The following is a 22741-nucleotide window of genomic DNA, read 5'->3' as shown; positions in this document are numbered from 1 at the left end:
GAGCCACGCCGCGCGCATCGCGGTGATCTCGAAGCGCATCGGCGGCCGACGTCGGCTCGCGGCGAGCTCATCGGCACGCCCGTTGCTGATTGGCGGATTGCGGCGCACCCTCGGACGGGCGCCGCAGGATCGCCGATGTCAGCAGGCGGTTGTTCCGCGGCGAGCGCGCGTGTCGCGCGGCGGCCTGTGATCGTGATCCTTGGGTGGGCTCATCGGCGGAGTCACGCCGCGTCTCCCCGGCAGAGCCTGTGATCGAGAACGGAGATGATCATGTACGATCGCCATCGAAAGACCACGCTGTCCCTCCAATGGCTCGCCATCCCCGTCGTGACGGCGCTGCTCTCGGGATGCTTGACGGCCGATCCGGACACCGAGCCTTCCCACGAGGACTCCGCCTTGGAAGGACACCTGTCGCCCAACGGATTTTCCTCTCCGTCTTCGGCCACCCGAGCCGAGCCGGACGGGGAAGTGGTGGGGTTTGCCCGCGAGCGCGGCATCTCGTACGCCGAAGCGCAGCAGCGGCTCGGCTGGCAGACGCTCGCGCCAGAGCTCGAAGAGCTGGTCAGCGCCGGTCTGGGCGACCAGTTCGGCGGCACCTGGATCGACGCCGCCCGCGGCGACCGGATCATCGTCGGCGTGGCGGGCAAGGCCGGCACCGACGCGCTCGCCGTCGTGCGGGACGCGGCCCGGAAGATCGGCCTGACCGAAGGGTACGACATCGTCGAGGTGCGCCGCTCCATGGCGGAGCTCGAGCGCGCCAACGACCGGCTCGGCGATCAGATCGAGAAGGTCAACGACGGCGCGGACGCGACCCTGACCGCCGGCTTGCGGGCGGACCTCAATGCGGTCGAGCTCCAGGTACCAGCCGAGGGCCGGCTGACGGATGCCCAGCGCGAGCTGGTCGCCGCCGCGAGGGCGGAGCTCGGCGATGTGCTCGCGCTCGGCTCGTACGCCGGCCGCGCCACGGCGCGCGCCTGCGTCTATCCCCATTGTGACCCGCCGCTGCGCGGCGGTATCCGGATCACCAACTCCGGAACGGGTTGCACCGGGGCGTTTATCGCCAAGAGCAAGGTCGACGACGTGCTCTATCAGTTCACCGCCGGGCACTGCGCGCCCGGAAACACCGACGACTGGTCGACCCGCTTCACGGACAACTCCAGCCATGTGATCGGCTCCGTGTGGCACTGGGAGTGGCACAAGGGCGGCGACATGGCGATCCTGCGGATCAAGAACCCGGGCGGCTGGGATCCGGAGCCGTGGGTCCACGTCACGAGCGGGCCGGACACCACGACCAACACGACGTATACGATCAAATCCGACCACACGAGCGTGCTGGGCATGCGCATCTGCACCACCGGCGCCTTCTACGGCCGCAGCGACTGCGGGTACGTCACCCAGCTCGGGGTCACGGCCACGTACGGCGGCGTGACCGTGCGCAAGCTGGGTCGGGGGTCGTTCTGCGGGACCGGCGGCGACAGCGGCGCGCCGATGTACGCCTCGCACGTCGCCTACGGGCTCCAGGTGGCCGGATACAGCGAGTGCGACAGCCTCTACCAGGGCATCCGGGCCGCCGAGTCGGTGCTGAACGTCAATGTCTCGCACGCACCGTAGCCGCGGACGGGCCGGCTCGGGCGGCGGCTCGCAACAGCCGGACGGCGGCCCATCCATGGCAAAGTAAAAGGACCACGTGAGCACGCGAGGAGCGCCGTGCCAACGTGGAAACCGTTCAGCATGACCGATCGGGTCCGGCGCTGCAATGCTCCGCGTCGCGCGGCGTACGGCCGTTACGTCGGAATCCTGCGCGAGCCGGCGTCGCCGGCGGAGAGGCTCGCGAGCGGCGCCCCTGGCCGCGAGCCCGGTCGCGATCGAGGCGAACCTGCCACGATGGTTTTGCCACGATGTGACGAATTACCCCAGCGCTGAACCTCACCCCGGCATATCGCCGACGCGCGACCCGCGAAGCTCCCCGGTGGGATAGGGCCCCCACGTAGGGTGATCCATGGCCTCGGCAGCAGCGGATACCCTGGGGCACATGCCTTGCAAACATCGACGACGAACGCCGATTCGCCTCACTCCGACGCTGGTCCAGGGGACGAGCCGGCGGGCTCTCCACATCTATCACACCTGACCAACTAGCGCTCTGCGCGCCCGGGGGGCGCCTCCGCGAGAGGGGCTGTGCGTTCGCCGAGGCAGCTCGTCCTCGTCGAGGACGGAGCTCACGCCCTCGCAGGGGTGACCTGTCTTCCTTGCGCCGGACGCGCAGAGGCGCGCTCGGCGCCGTCGTGCGCGGACCCGGCTCGATTGACTCGTCAAATCAGGAGAGAGGCACCATGACCCGTGACAGCGTGATTCCAAGGTTGGTTGCGGGCCGCTACTGGACCGAACGACGGATCTCGGCAGGCGGCATGGGGACCATCTGGCAAGCTCTGGATCTCGATCTGGAGCGCCCGGTCGCCCTGAAGTTGATGTCGGACACGTATGCCTCCGACAGATGCGCGCGCGAGCGGTTTGCGCGCGAGGCCAGGGCGGCGGCCCGGCTCGGCTCGGAGACGGATCACGTCGTACGGATCATGGACTTCGGCGTCGACGCCGGGACGCCGTACATCGTCATGGAGCTCCTCCACGGGGAGGATCTCGAAGCGCGCCTGCTGCGGCGCGGGACGCTGACCGTGCAGGAGGTGGCCGCGTTCCTGCCGCAGATCGCCTGTGCGCTGCGGAAGGCGCACGCGATCCGGCTCGTGCACCGGGATATCAAGCCGGCGAACCTCTTCATCTCGTCCCAGGATGAGGAGGAGAGGATCAAGCTCCTGGATCTCGGCATCGTGAAGGAGCTCGGTCGGGCAGGGATCTCCACGTCGGGGAAGCTCCTCGGCACGCTCTGGTACATGAGCCCCGAGCAGCTCGACGGCAGGTCGCTGCTGGACCACCGCACCGACCTGTGGTCGCTCGGCCTCGTGATGTACCGGGCGCTCTGCGGACAGCTGCCTTTCCAGGGGAGGACCGTGGGAGAGCACCTGATGTTGGTCTCGGTGGGCCGGGTGCAGCGCATCTCCGAGGCCGCGCCGGGGCTGCCCGTCGAGCTGGACGGCTTCTTCGAGCGCGCGCTGGAGAGGGATCCCGCGCTGAGATTTCAGACGGTCGAGGAGCTCGCGCGGACGTTCGCGGCGCTCGCCACGGGGTCCTGGCGTCCGCCGCCGCCGGTGGCGGAGGCGCGGGGCGAGCCCAGGCGCGCTCCGCTGGACGCCGATGTGCCCACCGCGAGCATCGCGGCGACCCGACCCGCGAGCGCGGAGGCGACCCGGGTCACATTGAGCTAGGGCGCCCGGGAAGCACCGTGCGCCTCAGGCGCAGGTCCCCTCGACGCACGCGCTGCCGCTCGGACAGTCGCAGTCCGCCTCGCAGGAGATCGCCGGCTCGGGCGGCGGCTCGCAATAGCCGGCCTCGCAGGACTCGCCCTCGGGGCAATCGCACGACGCCGCGCAGGGCGTCTTGCAGGTCCCCTCGACGCACGCGCTGCCGCTCGGGCAGTCGCAGTCCGCCTCGCAGGCGCCCGGGTCCTCCGAGGAGCTCCCGCCCTGGCCGCCGGTGCTGACGCCGCCCTCGCCGCCGGTGCCCGCGCCGCCCGCGCCGCCGGTGCTGACGCCGCCCTCGCCGCCGGTGCCCGCGCCGCCCGCGCCGCCGGTGCTGACGCCGCCCTCGCCGCCGGTGCCCGCGCCGTCGCCATCATCATCATCGTCGTCGTCGCGGTCCGGGCGCTCCCCGCGGGGAGCGTCGGGGCCTTCGTCCCAGAAGCACTCCTCCTCATCTTCATCCCAGTCGCAACGCCCGTTGGTGTTGATGTAACAACCCATCATCGTCGTCGAGACGAAGCACAAACAGAGGCCGAGGCCCCACTCGAAGGCGGTGCGCATGCTCATACGTCATCACTCCTGATCAGCGATGGACCCAGGGCAGCGGCGCCGCACGTCCCGCGGCGCCCTCTGCCCACCCGACGCTGCGTGCCCGCCGCCGCGCGCTCCGTTCAACGCTCCCGCGCCTCCGCACGATCTCGACGCCCACCCCGCCCCGAACCCCCGGCGCGGTGAGGTGGACCACCCCCGGAGGTCGGCGTCGCCGGCCGAGATCGATTTCCCCCACCGGGGTTGAACGTCCCGGACCCGTCCGGGCACGAAACCGACGCCGCCCCATGAACGATCGCCGCCACGCCGGGCACGAAGCCCTGTGCCACAGGTCGCCCCGACCCCACCGACGCCGGTCGACGTCAAAAGGGCAGCGCCGCTGGGCCCGTTCGGATGTAACCATGACAACGCAGGGATGGACCGAGAAGGGACGGAGCGAGCGGCGGGCTTTCCGCCGGGAGAGGCGGCGGGCCCCGGTCACCCCGCGAGCGCCGCGGAGAGGTCGCGGCCGATGAGGGCCATCGCGCTCGTGATGCCGTTCCTCTTCTCCCGCGGCGCCGAGCGCGCGCAGGACGAGGAGGAGGCGCTCGTCGAGCGGCTTCGGCGCGGGGACGCCGCCGCGGTGGGCGAGGCGTACGACAAGCACTACGCGGCCGTGCGCGGGTTCGCCCGCCGCCTCACCGGCGACGACGCCGCCGCCGAGGACCTGGCGCACGACGTCTTCGTCAGCTTGCCGCAGGCCGCGCAGCGGTTTCGCGGCGGCTCGTCGCTCAAGACGTTCCTCATCGCGATCGCGGTCAACCACTCCCGCCACCACCTCCGCGCCGCCGCGCGCCGCCGCGCCGCCATGGCGCGGCTCGCCCTGGAGCCGGAGGAGGACGACGCGCCGAGCCCCGAGCGGGAAGCCGGCCGCGCCGCGCTCGCCCAGGCCCTCAACCGGGCCCTCGACGCGCTGCCGGACGCGCAGCGCGCGACGTTCGTGCTCTGCGAGGTCGAGGAGCGCAGCGCGCGCGAGGTGTCCGAGATCCTCGGCGTGCCCGAGGCGACGGTGCGCACGCGGCTGTTCCACGCCAAGCAGAAGCTCCGGACGCTGCTGGAAGAGAGGACCCCATGAAGGACGACGTGCTCCGCGAGGCCGCGCGCGCGCTGCGCGAGGAGGCGGACGCGTCCGTCGCCCGCCGCGACGAGACGCGCGCCCGCGTGATGAGGAGCCTGAAGGCGCAGCGCGCCCGCCGGCTCACCACGGTCCGCGTGGTCGTCCCGCTGGCCGCCGTGCTCGTCGGCTCGGCCGCGTGGGCCTCGGCCGCGCGCTGGTTCCCGGACGCCTTCCACGACATCGCGTCCCAGCTCGGCCTGAGCGCGGCCGAGCCGCCGAGGGATCCTCCCGCGCCGCCGCCGCGCGCGCGCTCCGGGCCGCGGCACGCGGCCGACGCGCCCGCGCCCGAGGCCGAGGCGCCCGAGGTCGAGGCGCCCGCGCCGCCCGAGGCCGAGGCGAGCGCCGCGCCCATCGCGCCCGCGCCGCCGCCGCCGTCTCTGCCCACCGCCGATCCCCCGGTCGCCCCCGCGCCGCAGCGCGCGCCGGAGCTCGCGGTCGCGCCGCGCGCGCGCCCGCCCGTCGCGCCGAGCGCCGCGCGCCCCGCGCCCGCGCCCGCGCGCGCGTCAGCGAGCGATCCTCAGGCCATCCAGCGCCCGCCGCCGGGTCCCGACGCGGACGCGCTCTATCAGGCGGCGCACCGCGCGCACTTCGTCGAGCGCGATCCCGCGTCCGCGCTCTCGGCCTGGGACGCCTACCTCGCGGCCGCCCCACGCGGCCGCTTCGCCGTCGAGGCCCAGTACAACCGCGCCCTCTGCCTCGTTCGCCTCGGCCGCAAGGACGAGGCGCAGCGGGCGCTCGAGCCGTTTGCGCAGGGCTCATTCGGCGGCTACCGCCAGACCGAGTCGCGCTCGCTGCTCGAGGCGATGCGCAGCGCGGACGAGTGAGCGCGAGCGTCGCGCGCGTGAACGAACGCGCCGCGAGCGGGCACAGCACGGTCGATGAACACACCCCACATCGCTCCTCCGCCCGCGCCGCCGCGGGGCTCGCCGCGCCGCGATCGGACGACGTCCGCGCGCGGCGCAGGCCTCCGCGCGGGCGTCGCGCTCCTGCGCGCCCTCGCCGCCGCGGGCGCCTTCGCCGCGGCCGCCGCGCCTCCCGCGCGCGCCCTCGCCGAGGAGCCGCGCGCCGCCGGCGTCGATCTCGTCGTCGACGGCGCGCCGTGGACGCTCGATCCCGACGCGGTGCGCGCCGCCGTGGAGCGCGAGCTCGGCGCCGGCGTGACGCTGGCCCGCGCGGCGGCCGCCGGGCGCCCCACGCTGGTGCTCCGCGGCGAGCCCGACGGCCGCGTCACGCTGAGCTACAGCGCCGCGGACGGCCGCCGCATCGAGCGCACCATCGATATCCCCGGGGATCCCGATCGCGCCGCCGAGGCGATCGCCCTGCTCGCGGGCAACCTGGTCCGGGACGAGGCCGCGGAGCTCGCGGCGACGTTCGGCAAGCGCGCCCCCGAGGCGCCGCCCGCCGCGCAGCCGGAGCCTGCCGCGCCCCCGGCGCCCCCGGCCGCCGTCGGGCAGGCCGCGCCCGCGGGCGCCGCGCGCCAGGCGCAGGCCGCGCGCTCCTCGCAGCCCGCGCGCCCCGCGCCCCCGGAGCCTCCCCGGTGCTCGGCCCCCGGCGCGAAGCACGTCTTCCTCGGCGCCGACATCGCCCCGTTCGTCGGCACCTCGACGTACGACGGCACGAACGTCGTCCGCCGCTACTCGCTCAACCTCGTCGGCGGCTACACGGCGGGCATCTCGGGCATCGAGGTCGGCGCCGGCGTCAACATCGCCTCGTCGTTCGTGTGCGGCGTCCAGCTCGCGGCCGGCGCCAACCTCGCGCTGGGCCCGGCGCGCGGCACGCAGCTCGCCGCGGGCCTCAACCTCGCCAGGTCGCTCTCGGGCGTGCAATTCGGCTCGATCAACGTCGCCGCCGGCCCGGTCTCGGGCGCGCAGGGCGGCTTGTTCAACGTCGCCGTCGGCGCCGTGGACGGGGCGCAGCTCGGCGCGATCAACTTCGCCGCTGGGGCCTCGGCCGATCTCCAGCTCGGCGTGGCCAACGCCGCCGTGAGCGACGCGACCGACGTGCAGCTCGGCGCCATCAACGTCGCCGTGGGCGCGGCGACCGACGTGCAGCTCGGCCTCGCCAACGTGGCCGTGAGCAAGTCGACCGACACGCAGCTCAGCCTGATCAACGTGGCTGCGGGCGAGTCGACCGACGTGCAGCTCGGGCTCGTCAACGTGGCCACCGGCAAGGTGGAGGGGACGCAGATCGGCCTCGTCAACTACGCCGACGACGCGCAGTTCTCGTTCGGGTTGCTCAACTTCATTCGCAACGGCCGCAACCACGTCGACGTGTGGGGCACGGAGTCCGGCATCGTGATGGCCGGCCTCAAGCACGGGAGCGTCCACATCCACAACATCTACGGGGTCGGCGTCCGCCTGGCACGTGACCCGCTGCTGGCCTTCTCGCTCGGCCTGGGCGGCCGCATGCGTCTCCGCGAGCGCGCCTTCATCGATGTGGACCTGCTCGGGTACTCGCTCCTCGAGCCCTCGACGGGCAACCTCTCGGCCGTGATGGGGCAGGCGCGCGCGCTCCTCGGCTACCGCCTCTCCCCGAAGCTCGCGGTCTTCGGCGGCCCCAGCTACAACGTCGCCAACGGCGCCACCGCCGAGGAAAGCCAGCTCAGCCCGTACGGCAGCAAAGCCCTCGGTGAGGGCGACACCGTGAACCCCTGGCGCGGCTGGCCCGGGATCGTGCTCGGCGTCGAGGCGTTCTGAACTGACCGCCGCGCTCGCTCGCAGGGCGGGTTGACGGACGCATGAACGAATTTACTTTCCGTTCATCGATTCATGGAGCTCGCCCGAGCGGTCGCTCGCGGCGGTCTACGTGAGCGACCCATCCGCGCGCCGCGCGCCGCCCTGACCGGGCGGAGGCGCGGCGCTCCGCAGCCAACCGTCCACCGATCCGATCCGGCAGGGATGGCGCGAGCCTTTCGCTGCCCCAGGAGTTCGCATGAGCCAGCTTCGCAGCGGCGCCAGCGCGCCTCGCTCTCCATTCCCCCTGCTCCCGCTCCGCACGGGCGTGCTCTTCCCGGGCACCGTGCTCACGCTCCCGGTGGGCCGCCCCCGCTCGGTGGCGCTGCTCGGCGCGGTCCACCCCGGCGACGTGATCGGCGTGATCGCGCAGCGCGACCCCAAGCGCGAGGATCCGCGCCGCGAGGATCTCCACGACATCGGCACGTTCGCCCGGGTCGTCGACGTCACGCGCGTCTCGAACGGCTACCGGCTGGTGATCGAGGGGCTCGATCGCTTCGCGCTCACGGCTCTGGTCGAGACCGAGCCGTACTGGCGCGCCGAGGGCGCCCTCGCGCCGGAGTTCCCCGGCGACGCCGAGGAGGCGCGCCTGCTCGCCGCGTCGCTGCGCGAGCGCGCCCGCGAGCTCGGCCCGAAGACCGCGACGAACCTCGCCGAGATCGCCGCCGCCAGCCGGGCGGAGCCGGGCCTGTTCGCGGATCAGGTCGCCGGCGCGCTCGGGCTCCCGACCGAGAAGGAGATGGAGGTGCTCGCCGAGCTGCGCGTCGTGCCGCGGCTCCAGCGGGTCGCCGGCCTGCTCTCCGAGGCGGCCGCGCTCGCGGACCTGAAGAAGAAGATCGACAGCGACGTGCGGCGCGAGCTCGGCAAGGGCCAGCGCGAGGTGATCCTGCGCGAGCAGCTCCGGGCCATCCAGAAGGAGCTCGCGGGCGGCGAGGAGGGCGAGGACGAGCTGTCGCTTCTCCGCCGGCGCCTCGACGAGGCCGGGCTCTCCGAGGAGGCGCGCGCGGTCGCCGACCGGGAGCTCCGGCGGCTCGAGTCGGTCGGCCCGCAGAGCGCCGAGCACAACGTGATCCGCACCTACCTCGAGTGGATCGCCGATCTCCCGTGGAGCGCGCGGGCGACCGTCAAGGACGACCTCGACGCGGTCCAGGCGAAGCTCGACGAGGATCACCGCGGCCTCGACGACGTGAAGCGCCGCATCCTGGAGCACATGGCGGTGCTCAAGCTGACCGGCAAGGCGCGGGCGACCATCCTGTGCTTCGCGGGCCCGCCCGGGGTGGGCAAGACCTCGCTCGGCCAGTCGATCGCCGACGCCACCGGCCGGCCGTTCGTGCGGATCTCGCTCGGCGGCGTGCACGACGAGGCGGAGCTGCGCGGCCATCGGCGGACGTACGTCGGCGCGCTGCCCGGGCGCATCGTGCACGCGCTGAAGAAGGCCAAGGTGAAGAACCCGGTCGTGCTCCTCGACGAGGTCGACAAGCTCGGCGCGGGCTTCCGCGGCTCGCCCGAGGCGGCGCTCCTGGAGGTGCTCGATCCGGAGCAGAACCGGACGTTCGTCGACCACTATATGGAGCTGCCGTTCGATCTGTCGGAGGTCGTCTTCCTCTGCACGGTGAACGACCTCGGCGCGCTCTCCGCGCCGCTCCGGGACCGGCTCGAGGTCATCGAGCTGTCCGGCTACACGCCGGACGAGAAGATCGCGATCGCGCGGTCGCACCTCGTCCCGAAGCAGCTCAAGGAGCACGCGATCGACCCGGGATCGCTGTCGATCGCGGACGAGGCGCTCGCGGCGATCGTGCGCGACTACACGCGCGAGGCCGGGGTGCGGCAGCTGGGCCGCGAGATCAAGAAGCTGTGCCGGGCGGTCGCGCTGGAGATCGCCCGCGCGGCGGACGGCAAGGCGCCGCGCGTGGTGATCGAGGCGAGCGATCTCGGCAAGTACCTCGGCAAGGTCCGGTTCTTCAGCGACGTCGCGGAGCGGACGAGCGTGCCCGGGGTCGCGACCGGGCTCGCGTGGACGCCGGTGGGCGGGGACATCCTGTTCATCGAGACGTCGCGGATGCCGGGGAAGGGGAGGGTCGAGATCACGGGCCAGCTCGGCGACGTGATGAGGGAGTCGGCGAAGGCGGCGCTCACCTACGTGCGCAGCCACGCCGGCGAGCTCGGCGTGGACACGGCGAAGCTCGAGACGGAGGATCTGCACATCCACGTCCCGGCGGGCGGGGTGCCCAAGGACGGGCCGTCGGCGGGCGTGACGATGTTCACGGCGCTGACGTCGCTCCTCTCCGGGCGGCGCGTGCGCTCGGACACGGCGATGACGGGCGAGTGCACGCTGCGCGGGCGGGTGCTGCCGGTCGGCGGGATCAAGTCCAAGGTGCTCGCGGCGCACCGCGCCGGGATCACGCGGGTGGTCCTGCCGCAGAAGAACGCGCGCGACGCGGAGGAGATCCCGGCGGAGGTGCGGGCTGGGCTGGAGATCATCTTCGTCGAGGACATGAGCCAGGTGATCGCGGCGGCGCTGGAGGAGGCGCCGATCGAGGCCGTGGGCGGCGGCGCGGCGGCGAACGCGACGGCGGGAGAGCCGGCGGCGGCCGCGTAGCGGAGGGGGGCGAGCGCGCGCGGCTGTGCCGAGCCGCGCGCGCCGGCGGGGGGCTGTGCGCGGCGGCGCGCGGGTGGGCGCTCGGCCATCCGCCGAGGCGGGCGGCGTGGGCGCTTGCGCTGAGAACACCGCCCGGCATGTCTCACTTCGGGCCATGCCTCCTGGGACGTTTCGTCGCGCGCCACACAAGGCGCGCCTGAGACGTGGGGCCCGCTGGGAGCTTATGGCACCTCGTTCGGTGCTCGCCGCGCCCACCCGCGCGCCGCCGCGCACAGCCCCCCGCCGGCGCTTACGTTGTTGTGTTGGGGGCGTCGTTCATCGAAAAGCACCGAGCTGCGGGGGGCACCGCCCCGAGGCGCTCACGGGATCAGGTGGGTGATAGGGTGAGCGACGCGAGGAGCCGCTGGAGAGACGACAGATCGATCGGCTTGATGAAGTGCATGTCGAAGCCAGCCTCCCGGACCCGGCGCTGATCTTCCTCCTGACCATAGCCGGTCAGCGCGATCATCAGCGAGGGTGATGAGAGGTTTACGCTTTCCCTCAAGGCCCTCGCCACTCCATATCCATCCATCCCGCCAGGGAGACCGATGTCGCACAGGATGACCTCCGGGCGGAACGAGCGCGCCGCTGTCACGCCGGCAGGCCCGGACAGGGCGATCTCGACGTCATAGCCGTACAGGGCGAGGAGCGCCTGCAGGCTCTCCGCGGCGTCCACGTTGTCCTCGATGATCAGGATGCGCAGCGCGTGCGACGAGCCGCGCGAGGGCGGCGCGGAGCGCTCCGACGGCGGGCCCGGGCTGCGCTCGATCGGCAGGCAGAGGACCATCTCCGTCCCGTGGCCGATTCCCCCGCTCTCGGCCGAGACCGTGCCGCCGTGGAGCCCAATCAGGCCCTTCACGAGCGCCAGGCCGAGCCCGAGCCCGCCCCGGCTGCGGTCCAGGCTGCGATCGGCCTGGCTGAACGGCTCGAACATGCGCGCGAGCGTCGCGGGATCCACGCCGATGCCGGTGTCGCGGACGCGGACCACGGCGGAGCTCTCCGACGTCACCGACAGCGCGACCGTCACCCGGCCGCCCGGATCGGTGAACTTGTTGGCGTTGTGCAGCAGGTTGCTCACGGCCTGCGACAGCCGCGTCGGGTCGCCGAGCACCCAGACCGGCCCTGCCGGCAGCTTCAGATCGAGCCGCAGGCCGCTCGCTTCCAGCGTGCTGCGGTAATCCTCGGCCGTGTGCCGGAGGAGACGCGCCAGGTCGCAGCGCTCCTTGCGGAGCTGGACCCTGCCGCGCGCGACGCGGGAAACGTCGAGCAGATCGTCCACCAGCCGGGCCATGTGAGAGACCTGCCGGTCGATCACGCCGCACGCCCGCACGAGCGCCGGCTGCTGCTCGGCCGTGTGCCGCAGGAGCTCGACCGCATTGCGGATGGGCCCGAGCGGATTGCGCAGCTCGTGCGCGAGCATCGCCAGGAAATCGTCCTTGCGCTGATCCGCCTCCTTCAGGGCCGCCTCCGCGAGCTTGGCGTCGTGGATGTCCGTGCAGGTGCCATACCACCGCACGATCTCGCCCGAGGCCCCCCGGATCGGCACGGCGCGGACCAGATACCACCGGGGCTCGCGGGCTGCGGGGAACGCGGTGCGGTGCTCGACCTCGTAGGGAGCGCCGGTCGCCACGCAGCGAGACCAGGTGTCGAGGACCCGCTGGCGATCGTCCTCGTGCAGGAACGAGATCCAGGTATCGCCGCCCACCTGCGCGTCCTCCGCGCCGGCGAGCTCGAGCCATCGACGGTTGTAGTAATCGATGCTGCCGTCCGGCTTCGCCGTCCAGACGATCTGCGGCATCGCGTCGGCGAGCTGCCTGAAGCGCGCCTCGCTCTCGCGCAGGAGCAGCTCCGCCTCCTTCCTCTCGGTGATGTCGATGACCGAGCCGACGTAGCCGAGGAACTCGCCGTCCGGCCCGATCCACGGGTGCGCCGCGTCGATGCACCAGCGATACGCGCCGTCGCTGCGGCGGAACCGGTAATCGATCCTGAAGGCCTCGCGGCGCGCCGTGGCCCGCCGGAACGTCTCCGCCGCCTCCTCCTGTTCGGAGGGGTGCACCGCCGCCAGCCAGCCGAAGCCGAGGCTCTTGGCCTCGGTCTGACCCGTGAGCTCGCGCCACCGCGGGTTGACGTAAATGCACGAGCCGTCAGGGGCCGTAACCCAGATCACCATGGGCGCGTGATCGGCGATGTTGCGGAAGCGCGCCATGCTCTCGCGCAGGCTCTCCTCGGCCTTCCTGCGCGCCGTGACGTCGCGCGCGGTCTCCAGCACGAGCCGCCGCCGATCCGACCCCTCGACGAGCTGCATCCGGGACTCGACCACGGCCTCGCCGACCTGCTCGAGGAGGGCCGCCTTCCAGCGCAGCTCGCCGTCGACCTGCCCCGGCGCACCCGTCTCGGCGCGCCTGCGCTCGTCGATGTCGGTGCACGTGCCGAGCCAGCGAACCACCCGGCCGGCGCCGTCCCTGACGGGCTCTCCGCGGGCGAGGAACCAGCGGTAGGCGCCGTCGTGGCGCCGCAAGCGGAGCTCCTCGGCGAACGGCGCGCCGCGCTCGACGGTGGCCCGCCACGCTGCCGCGCTGCGGGCTGCGTCGTCCGGATGGACCGCGGCGGCGAAGCCCGCGCGCATCAACTGCTCCGCCGTCAGCGCGGTGTACGTGCGCCAATGGTCGTTGACGTAATCCCATGCTCCGTCGCCGCGAGCGGCCCAGACCATGTGAGGGAGCATCTCGGCGAGCAGGCGGAACTGCAGGTCGACTCTACCCTCCTCGTCGTGTCCCCGCGCCGACGCTGCCGCGTTCATGTTCCATCCAGAGTACCTCGAACGAACCGGAGGGCCAGGCCGCGTCCTCCGACGGGAGCGGGCGACGGCCGCCGGGCGGAGGCGGTCTGGGAGGTAGCGAGGGTCGCCGAGATCGCACGGATGCTTGATCGATGCGGTTGTCCTTTGTCGCCCTGTTTTCTATTTCCTCCTTCGCTTGCCGGGGCGTCTGCTGTTTTGCGCTGAGCTCCTCCGGAACCATCGCCGGGAGCAGCGCGAGGGTGATGTCTCCCGACGGGAGCGGGACGAGCGCCATCGTGAAGGGACGCTGACACCGGCCCGCCGACGAGGAGGGCTGGCCAGGAAGAGCGTGATGCGCGATCTCTCCTATGCGCTGAACGTCCCGCTCCAGCCCCACGCCATCGTCACGCCGAGCGGGCGGTACCACGTCCTCCCCGAGTAGACCGCGGCCGGCGGCAAAAGCTCGCGAGGTCGACGCCTACGCTCACTCCTCCTGCTCGTGGCCAGCTCCTCCAGGGCCCGCGGCAGATCCTCGTGAGCGACGAGGCGCGCTCGGCCCGCCGCGGTGTCGGCGAGGTCTTGCTCGAGCTCAGCGCGCTGCTCCGGCGTGAGCCTCTGCACACGGCTCCGTGATCCCGTGATTGCAGCCGGCGAGGATCGTCGGCTGGCCTCCCCCACCTCCGCGAGGGCGATCACGTGGCCGGTGCGCCTCGCTGCGTCCAGTAGGCGTGATAGCGCCGGTACATCTCCTGCCACGCGCCGTAGGCCCCGGCATCGCGGCCGAGCCGTTCTTTCCAGGCCGCATCGACCGCCGCCCGCGCTTGCTGGGACTCCAGCCCATAACGCCGGAAGATGGCCTCAGCGGCCCGAGGAAATACCGCCAGCTCGGCACAGAGCGACGCGTACTGGGCCAGCGAGAGCGCGGTCTCCGCCGCCGGCGCGCTCCGGTGCAGGGGCGGAGGCGGAGGCGCCGAGGAGCCCGCGCCGTGCGCTGGCCCGGCGCTCGTCGGCGCGCGTGGCGAGGCGGCCCCGGTGCCCTCCTCGGGTGGCCGGAAAGGCAGCACCGGGCCTGCCGGAACGGCGGGCAAGCTCCGGGTCGTCAACTGAACTGTGCTGTCGAAGCGCTGCTCCGGAGGCGCGAGGGCTCGCGGCGCTCCCGCAGGGCGGAACGGCAAGGCCGCCTCCGGTACGAAGGCCGGCATTCCCAGGGTCGCGTCCAGGCGGCGCTCCGCGACGCCATGGAGCTCACTTCGCTCATGCGGCGCACGCTGTTCTGTCGCAGAGAGCGGGTGAGGTTCTCGCGATTCGCCCGCCAGAGCCGCCGGTGTCAGCCCGGCGGCGCGCAAGGACGGCTCGGCCGCCGGCATCGAGGTGCCGGCGCTGGACGCTGGCCACGGCTCGACGGTCCGTGTCTCTGCATGCATGGGTGAGAAGGGCACGGGCGACCGGCGCTCGGACAGCGCTGGCGCCCGGGCAATGACCCCCGGGGCTGGCCGTGGGCTCCGCATCTCGGACGGCCAACCAGGCAGCGGAACCCAGAGCGGCGGAGCCTCTTCCGCCGCGCCCTCGTCGTCTTCGTCCTGGTCGTCGTCGTCGTCGTCCTGGTCGTCGTCTTCGTCCTGGTCGTCGTCGTCTTCTAGCGGTGGCGCGATTTCCACCAACGGCCCTTCGGCCGGCGGCGCGGTGAGGACCGGAGGCCCGACCGTGATCTCCGGCAAGGCGCTCGGCGCAGCCGCGAGCCACGATTCTGCGCGCGCCCGCAGATCGGCGTCCTCGGAGAGCTTGCCCGACCAGACCCCGTGGAGCCGGAGCAGGTCGGCGGGACGGAGTCCCACGCGCGCGAGGAGCGCCATCGGATCTTCTTGCGCCTCCATCACCCGAAGAAACGCAATCCAGGCGCGGAGATCCGCGTCGAGGGGCCGGACGCTCCGTCCATATCGGAGTCGCGCCGCGCGGATGCGTTCGTCATAGGCGTCCTGGAGCGGTCCGTCCAGCTCCGCATCCTCGGCGAGCTTGCTGACCCAGAGCGGCTCGGCGCGCTCCCACAGGCGTGCGTCCACTCCCTCGTTGGCGAGCACCTGGCCGAGGGGCAGCCCTTCGGAGAGGCCGGCGTGCACGCCTGCGAGCCGGGCGAGCGAGAGGCCCCGCAGCGCGGGCTCCGCGGGCGGTGGCGCGTCGGGATTCGTCATGTGCCGCCGTCATGGTGCCTCCATGAACGCCGCTCCGTCACCCCCGAACGTCGCAGTCGCTGCTCCGCCGCAACACGCGCAGCCGTCCGCGCTGCGGTAAGGCGGCTCGGGTGGCGCGTTGACGGAGCCTCGGCTGCCGTGTAGCCATGGAAGGGGGTCGGTCATGAGTCGTCATCTCGTCCGCCGCCCCGTGTGGGGCAACATCGATCTCGACACGGAGACGGGGCGGATTTTCGTCCAGGAGCGCTGGCAGTACACGTGGACCGTCGTGGCGCCCGCGCGGCCGTGGACGCTCCGTCACCGGCAGGCGTTCCACCGCGCCTTGGACCGGCAGGTCTGGCGCACGTGGAGCGGGCACATCCGGCTGCACGTCGCCGGCAGCCACGCGTTCGCGCGCCGCTTCGCGCGCGGGCTCCCGCCGGCATCGTTCGATGTGCGGTGGGTCCTTGCGCAACCGCACTGGAATGTGACCGTGCGCAAGCTGCCGCCCGGGAGCGACCCCACCACGTTCATCAGCTACGTGGATTTTCCGGCGTGCGAGATCCACCTCGATAGCGCGGACACGGCGCCGTACAGCCCGACGAACGCCGCGGGCCAGACACGCACCTTCTACGCGCTCCCGCACGAGTTCGGGCACACGATGCCGCAGAGCCCCGGCGTCCCGAACCAGGACGAGTATGGCGCCGGAAGCCCGCACCTCGGGGACACCGACAGCCTCCTCAACATCGGTCGTCAGGTCCGGGCGCGCCACCTCACCGCGCTCATCACAGAGCTCAACGACATGCTGCCAGGCTGCACATTCTCGGCCTGAGCGGCCGGGGCGGCGCTCGCTCAGCGCCTGCCGAGGGCGTACAGCGCCCTCGTGTACCGGGCGGCGAGCGCCGGATCGCGCGGGAGCGCCTCGGCCCAGCGCTTCGCGAGGCGGAAATAGACCGGGGCGGCCAGGCCCCGCGCCGTGAGCGCGGCGCCGACCCCGCGCTCGGCGATGTCCAGCGTGAGCGCCGCCCAGTCCTCGGGCGACATCGCCGGCGCCCCGAGCGCCGCGCGCGCCGGCGTGAGCGCCCCCGCGAACGCCTCGGCGAGCGGCCCATCTGCAGCCGCGTCATCGGCCAGCCGCCTCGACCAGAAGACCGCGGCCCGCTCCCACCGCGACCCGTCCAGGGCGTGGCGGCCGAGCACCTCCTCGCGCGTCGCGCCGCCGGCCTCGAGCTCCGCGGACACCCGCGCGAACGTCTCCAGATCGAGGGGCTCGCCAGCATCCGGCCCGCGGTGGCTCACGGGGCGCAGATTACCCGAGCGCCGGTCGCGGCGCGACCATTGACGTCGCCGCGCGGCGCGCGCATCGAGCGTGAATGACGCGGCCCACGCCACCGCGAGGCGAGCTGATCGTGCGGCCGGGGGCGCGGTTTGCGTGCGTTGGCGGTGGGCTCTGCTGCTCCGACCTCCACGCGCTCGGGCCCCTCGCGCGGCGCGACGTGGTGCGGCTGCGCCGCCGGGCGCCCGACGCCCTCGGCCGGCACGAGCGCATCGACGTCATGGCCCTCCGCGCCGGCACCGACGGCGCCTGCGTCTTCCTGTCCGGCGGCGCGTGCTCGCTGCACGGCACCGCGGACAAACCGCTCCTGTGCCGCCGCTTCCCGTATGGCGCCGTGCAGACGCCGCTCGGGATCCGCGTCACCACCGCGCACCGCTGTCCTTGTCGGACGCTCGGAGACCGCCCGCCCGTGCGGCTGGACGAGGCAGTGAGATCGCTCCGCGACGGCCGGGGCCGGCTCGCGCCGCACGCGGCCGTCGGCGACCGCATCCCGTTCACCCGGCGTACGAGCCTGTCTCTCGCGCGTTATGTCGCGATCGAGGCCGGATGGATCGAGCGGCTCGTCAGGGGCGAGACGGCCTCGGCCGTGCTGGGCGTGGAGGAGACCTGGGCCGAGCGCCACCGAGCCTTTCTTTGCGAGCTGGGTGGGGCGCTCCGGACGGTGGACACCCTCGGGACCGCGTTCGACCACGCGCTCGCGTGGTTCGGCCACGGCCTCCTCTCGCTGCTCGGCGCGCCGGGCGCCCCGCCGGCGCGGCCTTGGTCGGCGCATTTCGACGCGGCGGAGCGCCGCGCGCCGCAGCGCCGGACCGCCGCCGAGGTCCTCGGCGATTTCGCGGCCGACGCGCTCTGGGATCTGCGCTGGGCCGCGCGATCGACGTTCGAGCGGCTCGCCACCGATCTCGCGCTGCGGCTCGCCGTCGCGGACGCCGTCGCACGAGCGCTCGGGGCCATGGGGCTACGGCCCGACCGCGCCGCAGCCGAGGCCGTAATGATCGCGGAGCTCGCGGGTGACAGCGCACCGTGGACGGATGCTCTGGACCTCACGGCGCCATTCTCCGTGCGGCCGCCGGCAGCAGAGCGCTCCCGGGCGAGGGATTGAAGCGGTCTGCCCAAGCGTGTACGCTCATTGCGCTATGGCAGCGATGATCGCTCACCTTGCGTGTGAAGCGTTGCCAGCGGAGTTTCGCACGGTGCGCGCCCACGGCACGGAAGCGATGAATGCGCTCCCGCGCTGGGAGGTCGGGATCCTCGTCGAGGGCGCCTCCCTGAGCCTCGACGAGGCGATCGGCGCCCCCGCGGTGCTGAGCCTCGCCGACGAGCAGGAGGGGGCGGTGCGCCCGATCGGTCTCGTCGTGACGGACGTCGCTTACGAGGCGGAGGGCCGTGACGGGCACCATTACACCGTCACGCTCGGCGCGCCGGTCCATTTCCTGACGCAGCGGTCGGGATACCGCATCTTCCTGGGCAAGACCACGAAGGAGATCGTGGAGCAGGTGCTCGCCGACGCGGGGGTGGCGCGGGACGCCATGGTCTGGCGGCTCGCCGGCGAGTACCCGCCCCGGCCGCACACGGCGCAGTACGACGAGACCGAGTGGGCCTTCGTCGCGCGGCTGCTCGCCGACGACGGGATATCGTTCTGGTTCGATTACAACGACGGCGCGGGCCCCGTCATCGTGTTTGCCGACGACGCCGCCGCGCACGACGGCATCCGCGGCGAGGCGACGGTCCCGTACGAGGACGCGAGCGGCGCGATGCGCGCGCGGTGCTTTTACGAGCTCACGTTCACGAAGGTGCTCGCGCCGACCGCCGTCCATGTGCGCGATTACGACGTGCGCGCGCCCGACGTGCCGATCGAGGGCCGCGCCGGCGAGGGCGTGTGGGAGCATTTCGAGTATCCGGCCTGCGTGCCCACGTCCGCCGCGGCGGCGCGGCGCGCGCGCGTGCGACTGGAGCAGCTCCGCCGCACGGAGCGGCACGTCGTCGGCGTCACGAACTGCACCCGCGTCGAGCCGGGCCGCGTCGTGCGGATCATCGGGTGCAGCGACGACTGGATGAACGGCGAGCTCCTCGTGACGGGCGCGGAGCACGACATCACGGTGGGGAGCCGCACCGACGCCGACGGAGAGGCCTACGTCTGCCGCGCGATGCTCGTCCCCGCCGGCGGGGCGGCGCACAGGCCGGATATCCCGCGCCGGATCCCGCGCGTCCCGGGGTTCGAGCCGGCCGCGACGACGGGCCCAGCCGGCGAGGAGATCCACGTAGACGACCTCGGCCGCGTGAAGGTGCGTTTCCCCTGGGACCGGTCGGACGTGACGGACGACAGGTCGTCGACCTGGGTGCGGTGCCTCCAGATGAACATGGGGGGCGCCATGCTCTTGCCGCGCGTGGGCTGGGAGGTCCCCGTCGCGTACATCGACGGCAATCCCGATCGTCCCTTCGTGCTCGGCCGCGTGTACAACGGGACCGCCGTCGTCCCTTACGGGCTGCCCGGAGCGTCCGCGACGACCACGCTGCAGTCGGCGACCTCTCCCGGCGACGGCACGACCCAGGAGATCCGCGTGGGCGACTCGAGCGGTGGACAGGAGATGTTCATCCACGCGACGAGGGACCAGACGGTCACGGTCGGCGGAGCGTCCACGTCCACGATCGGGGCGAACGAGACCCACGACGTGCAGCTCGGGCACATCGTGTCCATCGGCGGGGCACAGTCGCTCACGGTGGGCGCCGATCAGACGTTGAACATCGGCACGAACTACGTGACCAGCGTGAAGGGGTCGCGCTCCGAGATGATCGGCGCGATGGAGTCGATCAAGGTGACGGCCAACCGCGTGCTCGCGGTGAAGGGCGCGTACACCGAGCTGGTGGGCGCGTTCTATGGCCTCCAGTGCAATCAGTCGAACTCCACGATCAAGGGCAGCTTCACGCAGCTCATCGGCGGCTCGATGTCGCTGAAGGGGGGCCTGGGCGTGAGCCAGTCCGTGGCCGCTGTCCGGACGGAGCTCGTGGGCGGCGGCCGCTCGATCAAGGGCAGCCGCGGTTACAACGAGAGCGTCACCGGCGCCAAGAGCCTGACGGCCGCGGCCACCACGGAGAAGATCGGCGCCGCGCTCGAGGTCACGGTCTCGGCCGCCGGGACCGTGACCGTGGGGGCCAGCGCCAACCTCAAGGCGTCGGGACCGCTCGTCATCGAGGCGCCGGACATCACGCTCGACGTGGGCGGCAAGATCAAGGCGAAGGCGCTCGAGCTCGGCGGCGGCAAGCTGAAGGCGAAGAGCGGCACCACGCTGATCAAGGGCAGCATCAAGCGGACGGGCGGCAGCAAGATCACCTGAGCCCAGGCGGACCGGAGAAGGGGAACATGGCGCTCGCGCAATCGGTTCAGCTGGAGCTCGACGGCGAGGGCGCGGCGCTGCGCGTGATTCGCCTCCGGGGCGTCGAGCGGCTCTGCGCGCCGTACGCGTTCGAGGTCTCGTTCTCGCCGGCGCGCGACGCCGGGCCGTGGCCCGGCGGCGCCCTCTCCGATCTGGTCGGGAAGCCCGCACGCATCTCCATGGCGCTGCCGGACGGGGCGGCGCGGCTGATCGACGGCATCGTCGACGCGATCTCCGCGAGCGCCGCCGCCTACGTCGCGACGGTCGTGCCGAAGGTCTCGCTCCTGTCGGACATGGTGGATTACCTCGTGTTCCTCGACCGAGAGGCGGTCGAGATCGCGAAGCAGGTGCTCTCCGAGCATGGGATCACGGCGGACGCGCGGGTCGCGCGCGCCCTCGCGAAGCGCCCGCAGTGCGTCGCGGCGTTCGAGACGCGGCTCGGCTTCCTCTCGCGGATCCTGGCGGAGGAGGGGATCGCCTGGTACCTGCCGGTCGACCGCAAGGACGTGCTCGTGCTCGCCGACGCCAAGGGCGCCTTCGACGCGACGCCCGGCGTCGACGCGCTCCCGGTGCGCGAGCTCGCCGCGGCGGAGACGGCGGAGTCCGTGCAGCGCGTGACGCTGCGCCGGGCGATGGTGCCGGACCGGCTCACGCTGCGCGACTACAACTTCGGGCAGCCGACCGTGGACATGACCGCCGCCGCGGGCGACGGCCCGGGCCAGCGCGAGCGGTACGAGCACCCGGGCGGCTACCCCGAGCCCGGGCTCGGTCGGGCGCTCGCGCAGATCCGCCTCGAGGAGGCCCAGGCTCGCCAGCTCGTGCTCACGGGCGTCACGTCGTCGCGGCGGCTCGCGCCGGGCCACACGATTGCCCTGGAGGGCTCGGCGCTGGACGCCGTGAACGCGAAGTGGCTCGTGCTGGAGGTGGCGCACGAGCTCGTCGACCAGTCGGGGGGCGACGCGGTGGACGGCGAGGTCCGCTATGAGGCCCGCTTCACGGCGGTCCCGGCTGACAGGGAGCACCGGCCGGCCCGCCGGCGCGCGCCGCGCGCGCGCGGGCTCGAGACGGCGACGGTCACGGCCCCCGCGGGCTCCGAGATCCACACCGACCGGCACGGCCGCGCGAAGATCCACCTGCGCTGGGATCGGCGCCGGCCGGTGGACGACACCAGCTCGACGTGGACGCGCGTGCTCCAGCCGCCCACGTCCGGCGGGCTCATGCAGCCGCGCACCGGGTGGGAGGTGCTCACCTCGTTTCACGCCGCGTCGGCGGACGACCCGCTGGTGCTCGGCCGCATGTACAACGGCGCCGCGGTGCCGGCGCGGCCGCTGCCCGGGGGCAAGACCGGGACGGTGTTCGGCAGCCTCACCACGCCGGGGGGCGGCAGCGCCAACGTGATCGCGATGGACGACACCGCGGGCAACGAGCTGATGAGCTTCACCGCGTCGAAGGACTTCAACGAGCGGACGGAGAACGACAAGGCCACCGAGATCACCGGTGACGACACCTGGAGCGTCGGCGCGAACCGCACTGCCATCGTCGGCAAGGCGTGTCAGGTCGCGGTGACGGGGGCCCAGTCGTACACCGTGGCCGCGAACCGCACGGTGAACCTCGAGGCGAACGCGCTGGTGGAGGCGGCGTCCGAGAGCGTCCTCGTGGGCGGGCTCCGGGTCTTCAACGTCGGCGGCGATTACAGCCAGTCGTCGGCCTCGCTCGCGCGCCTGGTCGGCGCGGCCAAGGTGGAGACGGCCGTCGTGCACCAGACGCGGCACGTGACGGGCCCGTCCACGGTGCTCGTCGGCGGGTCCTGGAACGAGCACGGCGTCGTGGACGCGGCGGTGAAGGTCGGGGGCGCGAGCACCGAGATCATCAGCGGATCCAAGAAGATCGACGCCGGGACGTACGGCCTGACGGTCCGAGGGGCCCTGTCCGAGACGCTCGCCAGCCGGAAAATCAAGGCGGGCGGCGGCATCAGCGAGGAGTACACCGGGCCTTATGTGCTGTCCGTCGGGGCCTCGGCCAAGCTCAGGGGATCGGACGTGACCGTGGAGGCGACTGCGTCGCTCACGATCAAGGCGAGCGGGATCACGGTGAAGATGACGCCGGGGTCGATCACGATCGACGGGAAGTTCGACGGGAAGGTGAAGAGCGTCGACGACGGGGACGAGAGCTACGACGGGTAACGCCATGCCGAAGACCAAACCTGCTGCGAAGAGAGCCTCTGCCACGCCGGCCCCCGAGCGCCTCGGTCCCGGCCTGTCCGCGGCCACGATCGAGGTGCGCGCGGGGGACGCGTTCCGCATCCGGACGACGGGCGGCGTTCGGGCGCGGGCCGTGCTCGGCGACGACGTGGACCCGGCGCTCGCGGACGAGTGCCTCCGCACCGGGCGCCTCGTGATCGCGTGCGACACGGAGCGCGGGCCGACGATCGTGGGCGCGCTGCAGACGCGGGCGCCGGCCGAGCGCGACGACGACGGCCTGGTGTCGCTCCGCGCGAAGGACATCAAGATCCGCGCCGATCGCACGCTTGCGATCGAGGCCGGGCCGTTCACGCTCCGCGTGGACAGGGCGGGCGTCGCGCGGCTCGAGGGGCACCGGATGGTGATCGACATGAGCGAGATCATCCGCCTGCTCGCCGCGCGCGTGGAGCTCCCCTGAC

At 72.8% G+C, this 22741-nt stretch carries 15 protein-coding genes; 11 read left to right on the top strand and 4 right to left on the bottom strand.

Features of this window, described 5'->3' with window-relative positions; translation table 11 throughout:
- Nucleotides 1-270: 270 nt before the first annotated feature.
- Both WME83_RS27380 and WME83_RS27375 read left to right on the top strand, forming a co-directional pair.
- The gene (locus tag WME83_RS27380) at nt 271-1611 is read left to right on the top strand and encodes a S1 family peptidase (protein ID WP_437312635.1); all 1341 of its coding nucleotides are present in this window, start codon (nt 271-273) and stop codon (nt 1609-1611) included.
- Nucleotides 1612-2330: 719 nt separating this feature from the next.
- A complete protein-coding gene (locus tag WME83_RS27375) occupies nt 2331-3317 on the top strand; it encodes a serine/threonine-protein kinase (protein WP_437312634.1) in 987 nt (328 codons plus the stop codon).
- Nucleotides 3318-3341: 24 nt separating this feature from the next.
- Here WME83_RS27375 and WME83_RS27370 read toward each other — a convergent pair whose 3' ends face one another.
- Nucleotides 3342-3917, bottom strand: a complete 576-nt coding sequence (locus WME83_RS27370) for a hypothetical protein (protein ID WP_437312633.1) — start codon at nt 3915-3917, stop codon at nt 3342-3344.
- A gap of 493 nt (nt 3918-4410) precedes the next feature.
- Here WME83_RS27370 and WME83_RS27365 point away from each other — a divergent pair, with 493 nt between their 5' ends.
- From WME83_RS27365 to lon, 4 genes are all read left to right on the top strand, one after another.
- Nucleotides 4411-5013, top strand: a complete 603-nt coding sequence (locus WME83_RS27365; protein WP_437312632.1) for an RNA polymerase sigma factor — start codon at nt 4411-4413, stop codon at nt 5011-5013.
- A complete protein-coding gene (locus WME83_RS27360) occupies nt 5010-5879 on the top strand; it encodes a tetratricopeptide repeat protein (RefSeq protein WP_437312631.1) in 870 nt (289 codons plus the stop codon). Before WME83_RS27365 ends, WME83_RS27360 begins: the two co-directional genes overlap by 4 nt.
- Before the next feature lie 54 nt (nt 5880-5933).
- Nucleotides 5934-7751 (top strand): LA_2272 family surface repeat-containing protein, encoded by a 1818-nt coding sequence (locus WME83_RS27355; protein WP_437312630.1) that lies wholly within the window; start codon nt 5934-5936, stop codon nt 7749-7751.
- Between the two features lie 235 nt (nt 7752-7986).
- The gene (lon, locus tag WME83_RS27350) at nt 7987-10386 is read left to right on the top strand and encodes an endopeptidase La (RefSeq protein ID WP_437312629.1); all 2400 of its coding nucleotides are present in this window, start codon (nt 7987-7989) and stop codon (nt 10384-10386) included.
- A 367-nt stretch (nt 10387-10753) separates the two neighbouring features.
- Here lon and WME83_RS27345 read toward each other — a convergent pair whose 3' ends face one another.
- Both WME83_RS27345 and WME83_RS27340 read right to left on the bottom strand, forming a co-directional pair.
- Complete coding sequence (locus tag WME83_RS27345) at nt 10754-13225, bottom strand: PAS domain S-box protein (protein WP_437312628.1); 2472 nt, start codon at nt 13223-13225, stop codon at nt 10754-10756.
- A gap of 671 nt (nt 13226-13896) precedes the next feature.
- Nucleotides 13897-15393: a hypothetical protein gene (locus WME83_RS27340; RefSeq protein WP_437312627.1), complete on the bottom strand. Its 1497-nt coding sequence runs from the start codon at nt 15391-15393 to the stop codon at nt 13897-13899.
- Nucleotides 15394-15556: 163 nt separating this feature from the next.
- Between WME83_RS27340 and WME83_RS27335 the strand changes: the two genes are divergently transcribed.
- On the top strand, nt 15557-16204 hold the full coding sequence (locus WME83_RS27335) for a hypothetical protein (protein ID WP_437312626.1): 648 nt from the start codon (nt 15557-15559) through the stop codon (nt 16202-16204).
- Nucleotides 16205-16224: 20 nt separating this feature from the next.
- Here the strand turns inward: WME83_RS27335 and WME83_RS27330 are convergent, their stop codons facing one another.
- Entirely contained in the window at nt 16225-16671 is a 447-nt protein-coding gene (locus WME83_RS27330) for a hypothetical protein (protein WP_437312625.1), read from the bottom strand.
- 74 nt (nt 16672-16745) lie between these two features.
- Here WME83_RS27330 and WME83_RS27325 point away from each other — a divergent pair, with 74 nt between their 5' ends.
- The 4 genes from WME83_RS27325 to WME83_RS27310 are packed head-to-tail and all read left to right on the top strand — an operon-like array spanning nt 16746 to nt 22740.
- A complete protein-coding gene (locus WME83_RS27325; RefSeq protein WP_437312624.1) occupies nt 16746-17810 on the top strand; it encodes a YkgJ family cysteine cluster protein in 1065 nt (354 codons plus the stop codon).
- On the top strand, nt 17740-20043 hold the full coding sequence (locus WME83_RS27320; RefSeq protein ID WP_437312623.1) for a type VI secretion system Vgr family protein: 2304 nt from the start codon (nt 17740-17742) through the stop codon (nt 20041-20043). Before WME83_RS27325 ends, WME83_RS27320 begins: the two co-directional genes overlap by 71 nt.
- A 26-nt stretch (nt 20044-20069) precedes the next feature.
- Nucleotides 20070-22265, top strand: a complete 2196-nt coding sequence (locus WME83_RS27315; protein ID WP_437312622.1) for a type VI secretion system Vgr family protein — start codon at nt 20070-20072, stop codon at nt 22263-22265.
- 4 nt (nt 22266-22269) lie between these two features.
- Entirely contained in the window at nt 22270-22740 is a 471-nt protein-coding gene (locus tag WME83_RS27310) for a hypothetical protein (RefSeq protein ID WP_437312621.1), read from the top strand.
- Nucleotide 22741: the final 1 nt, after the last annotated feature.

Source organism: Sorangium sp. So ce385 (genome assembly GCF_051474135.1).
Lineage (GTDB): Bacteria > Myxococcota_A > Polyangia > Polyangiales > Polyangiaceae > Sorangium > Sorangium cellulosum_D.
The sequence above is the reverse complement of the archived record's forward strand: the minus strand, read 5'-3'. Positions and strand labels throughout refer to the sequence as shown.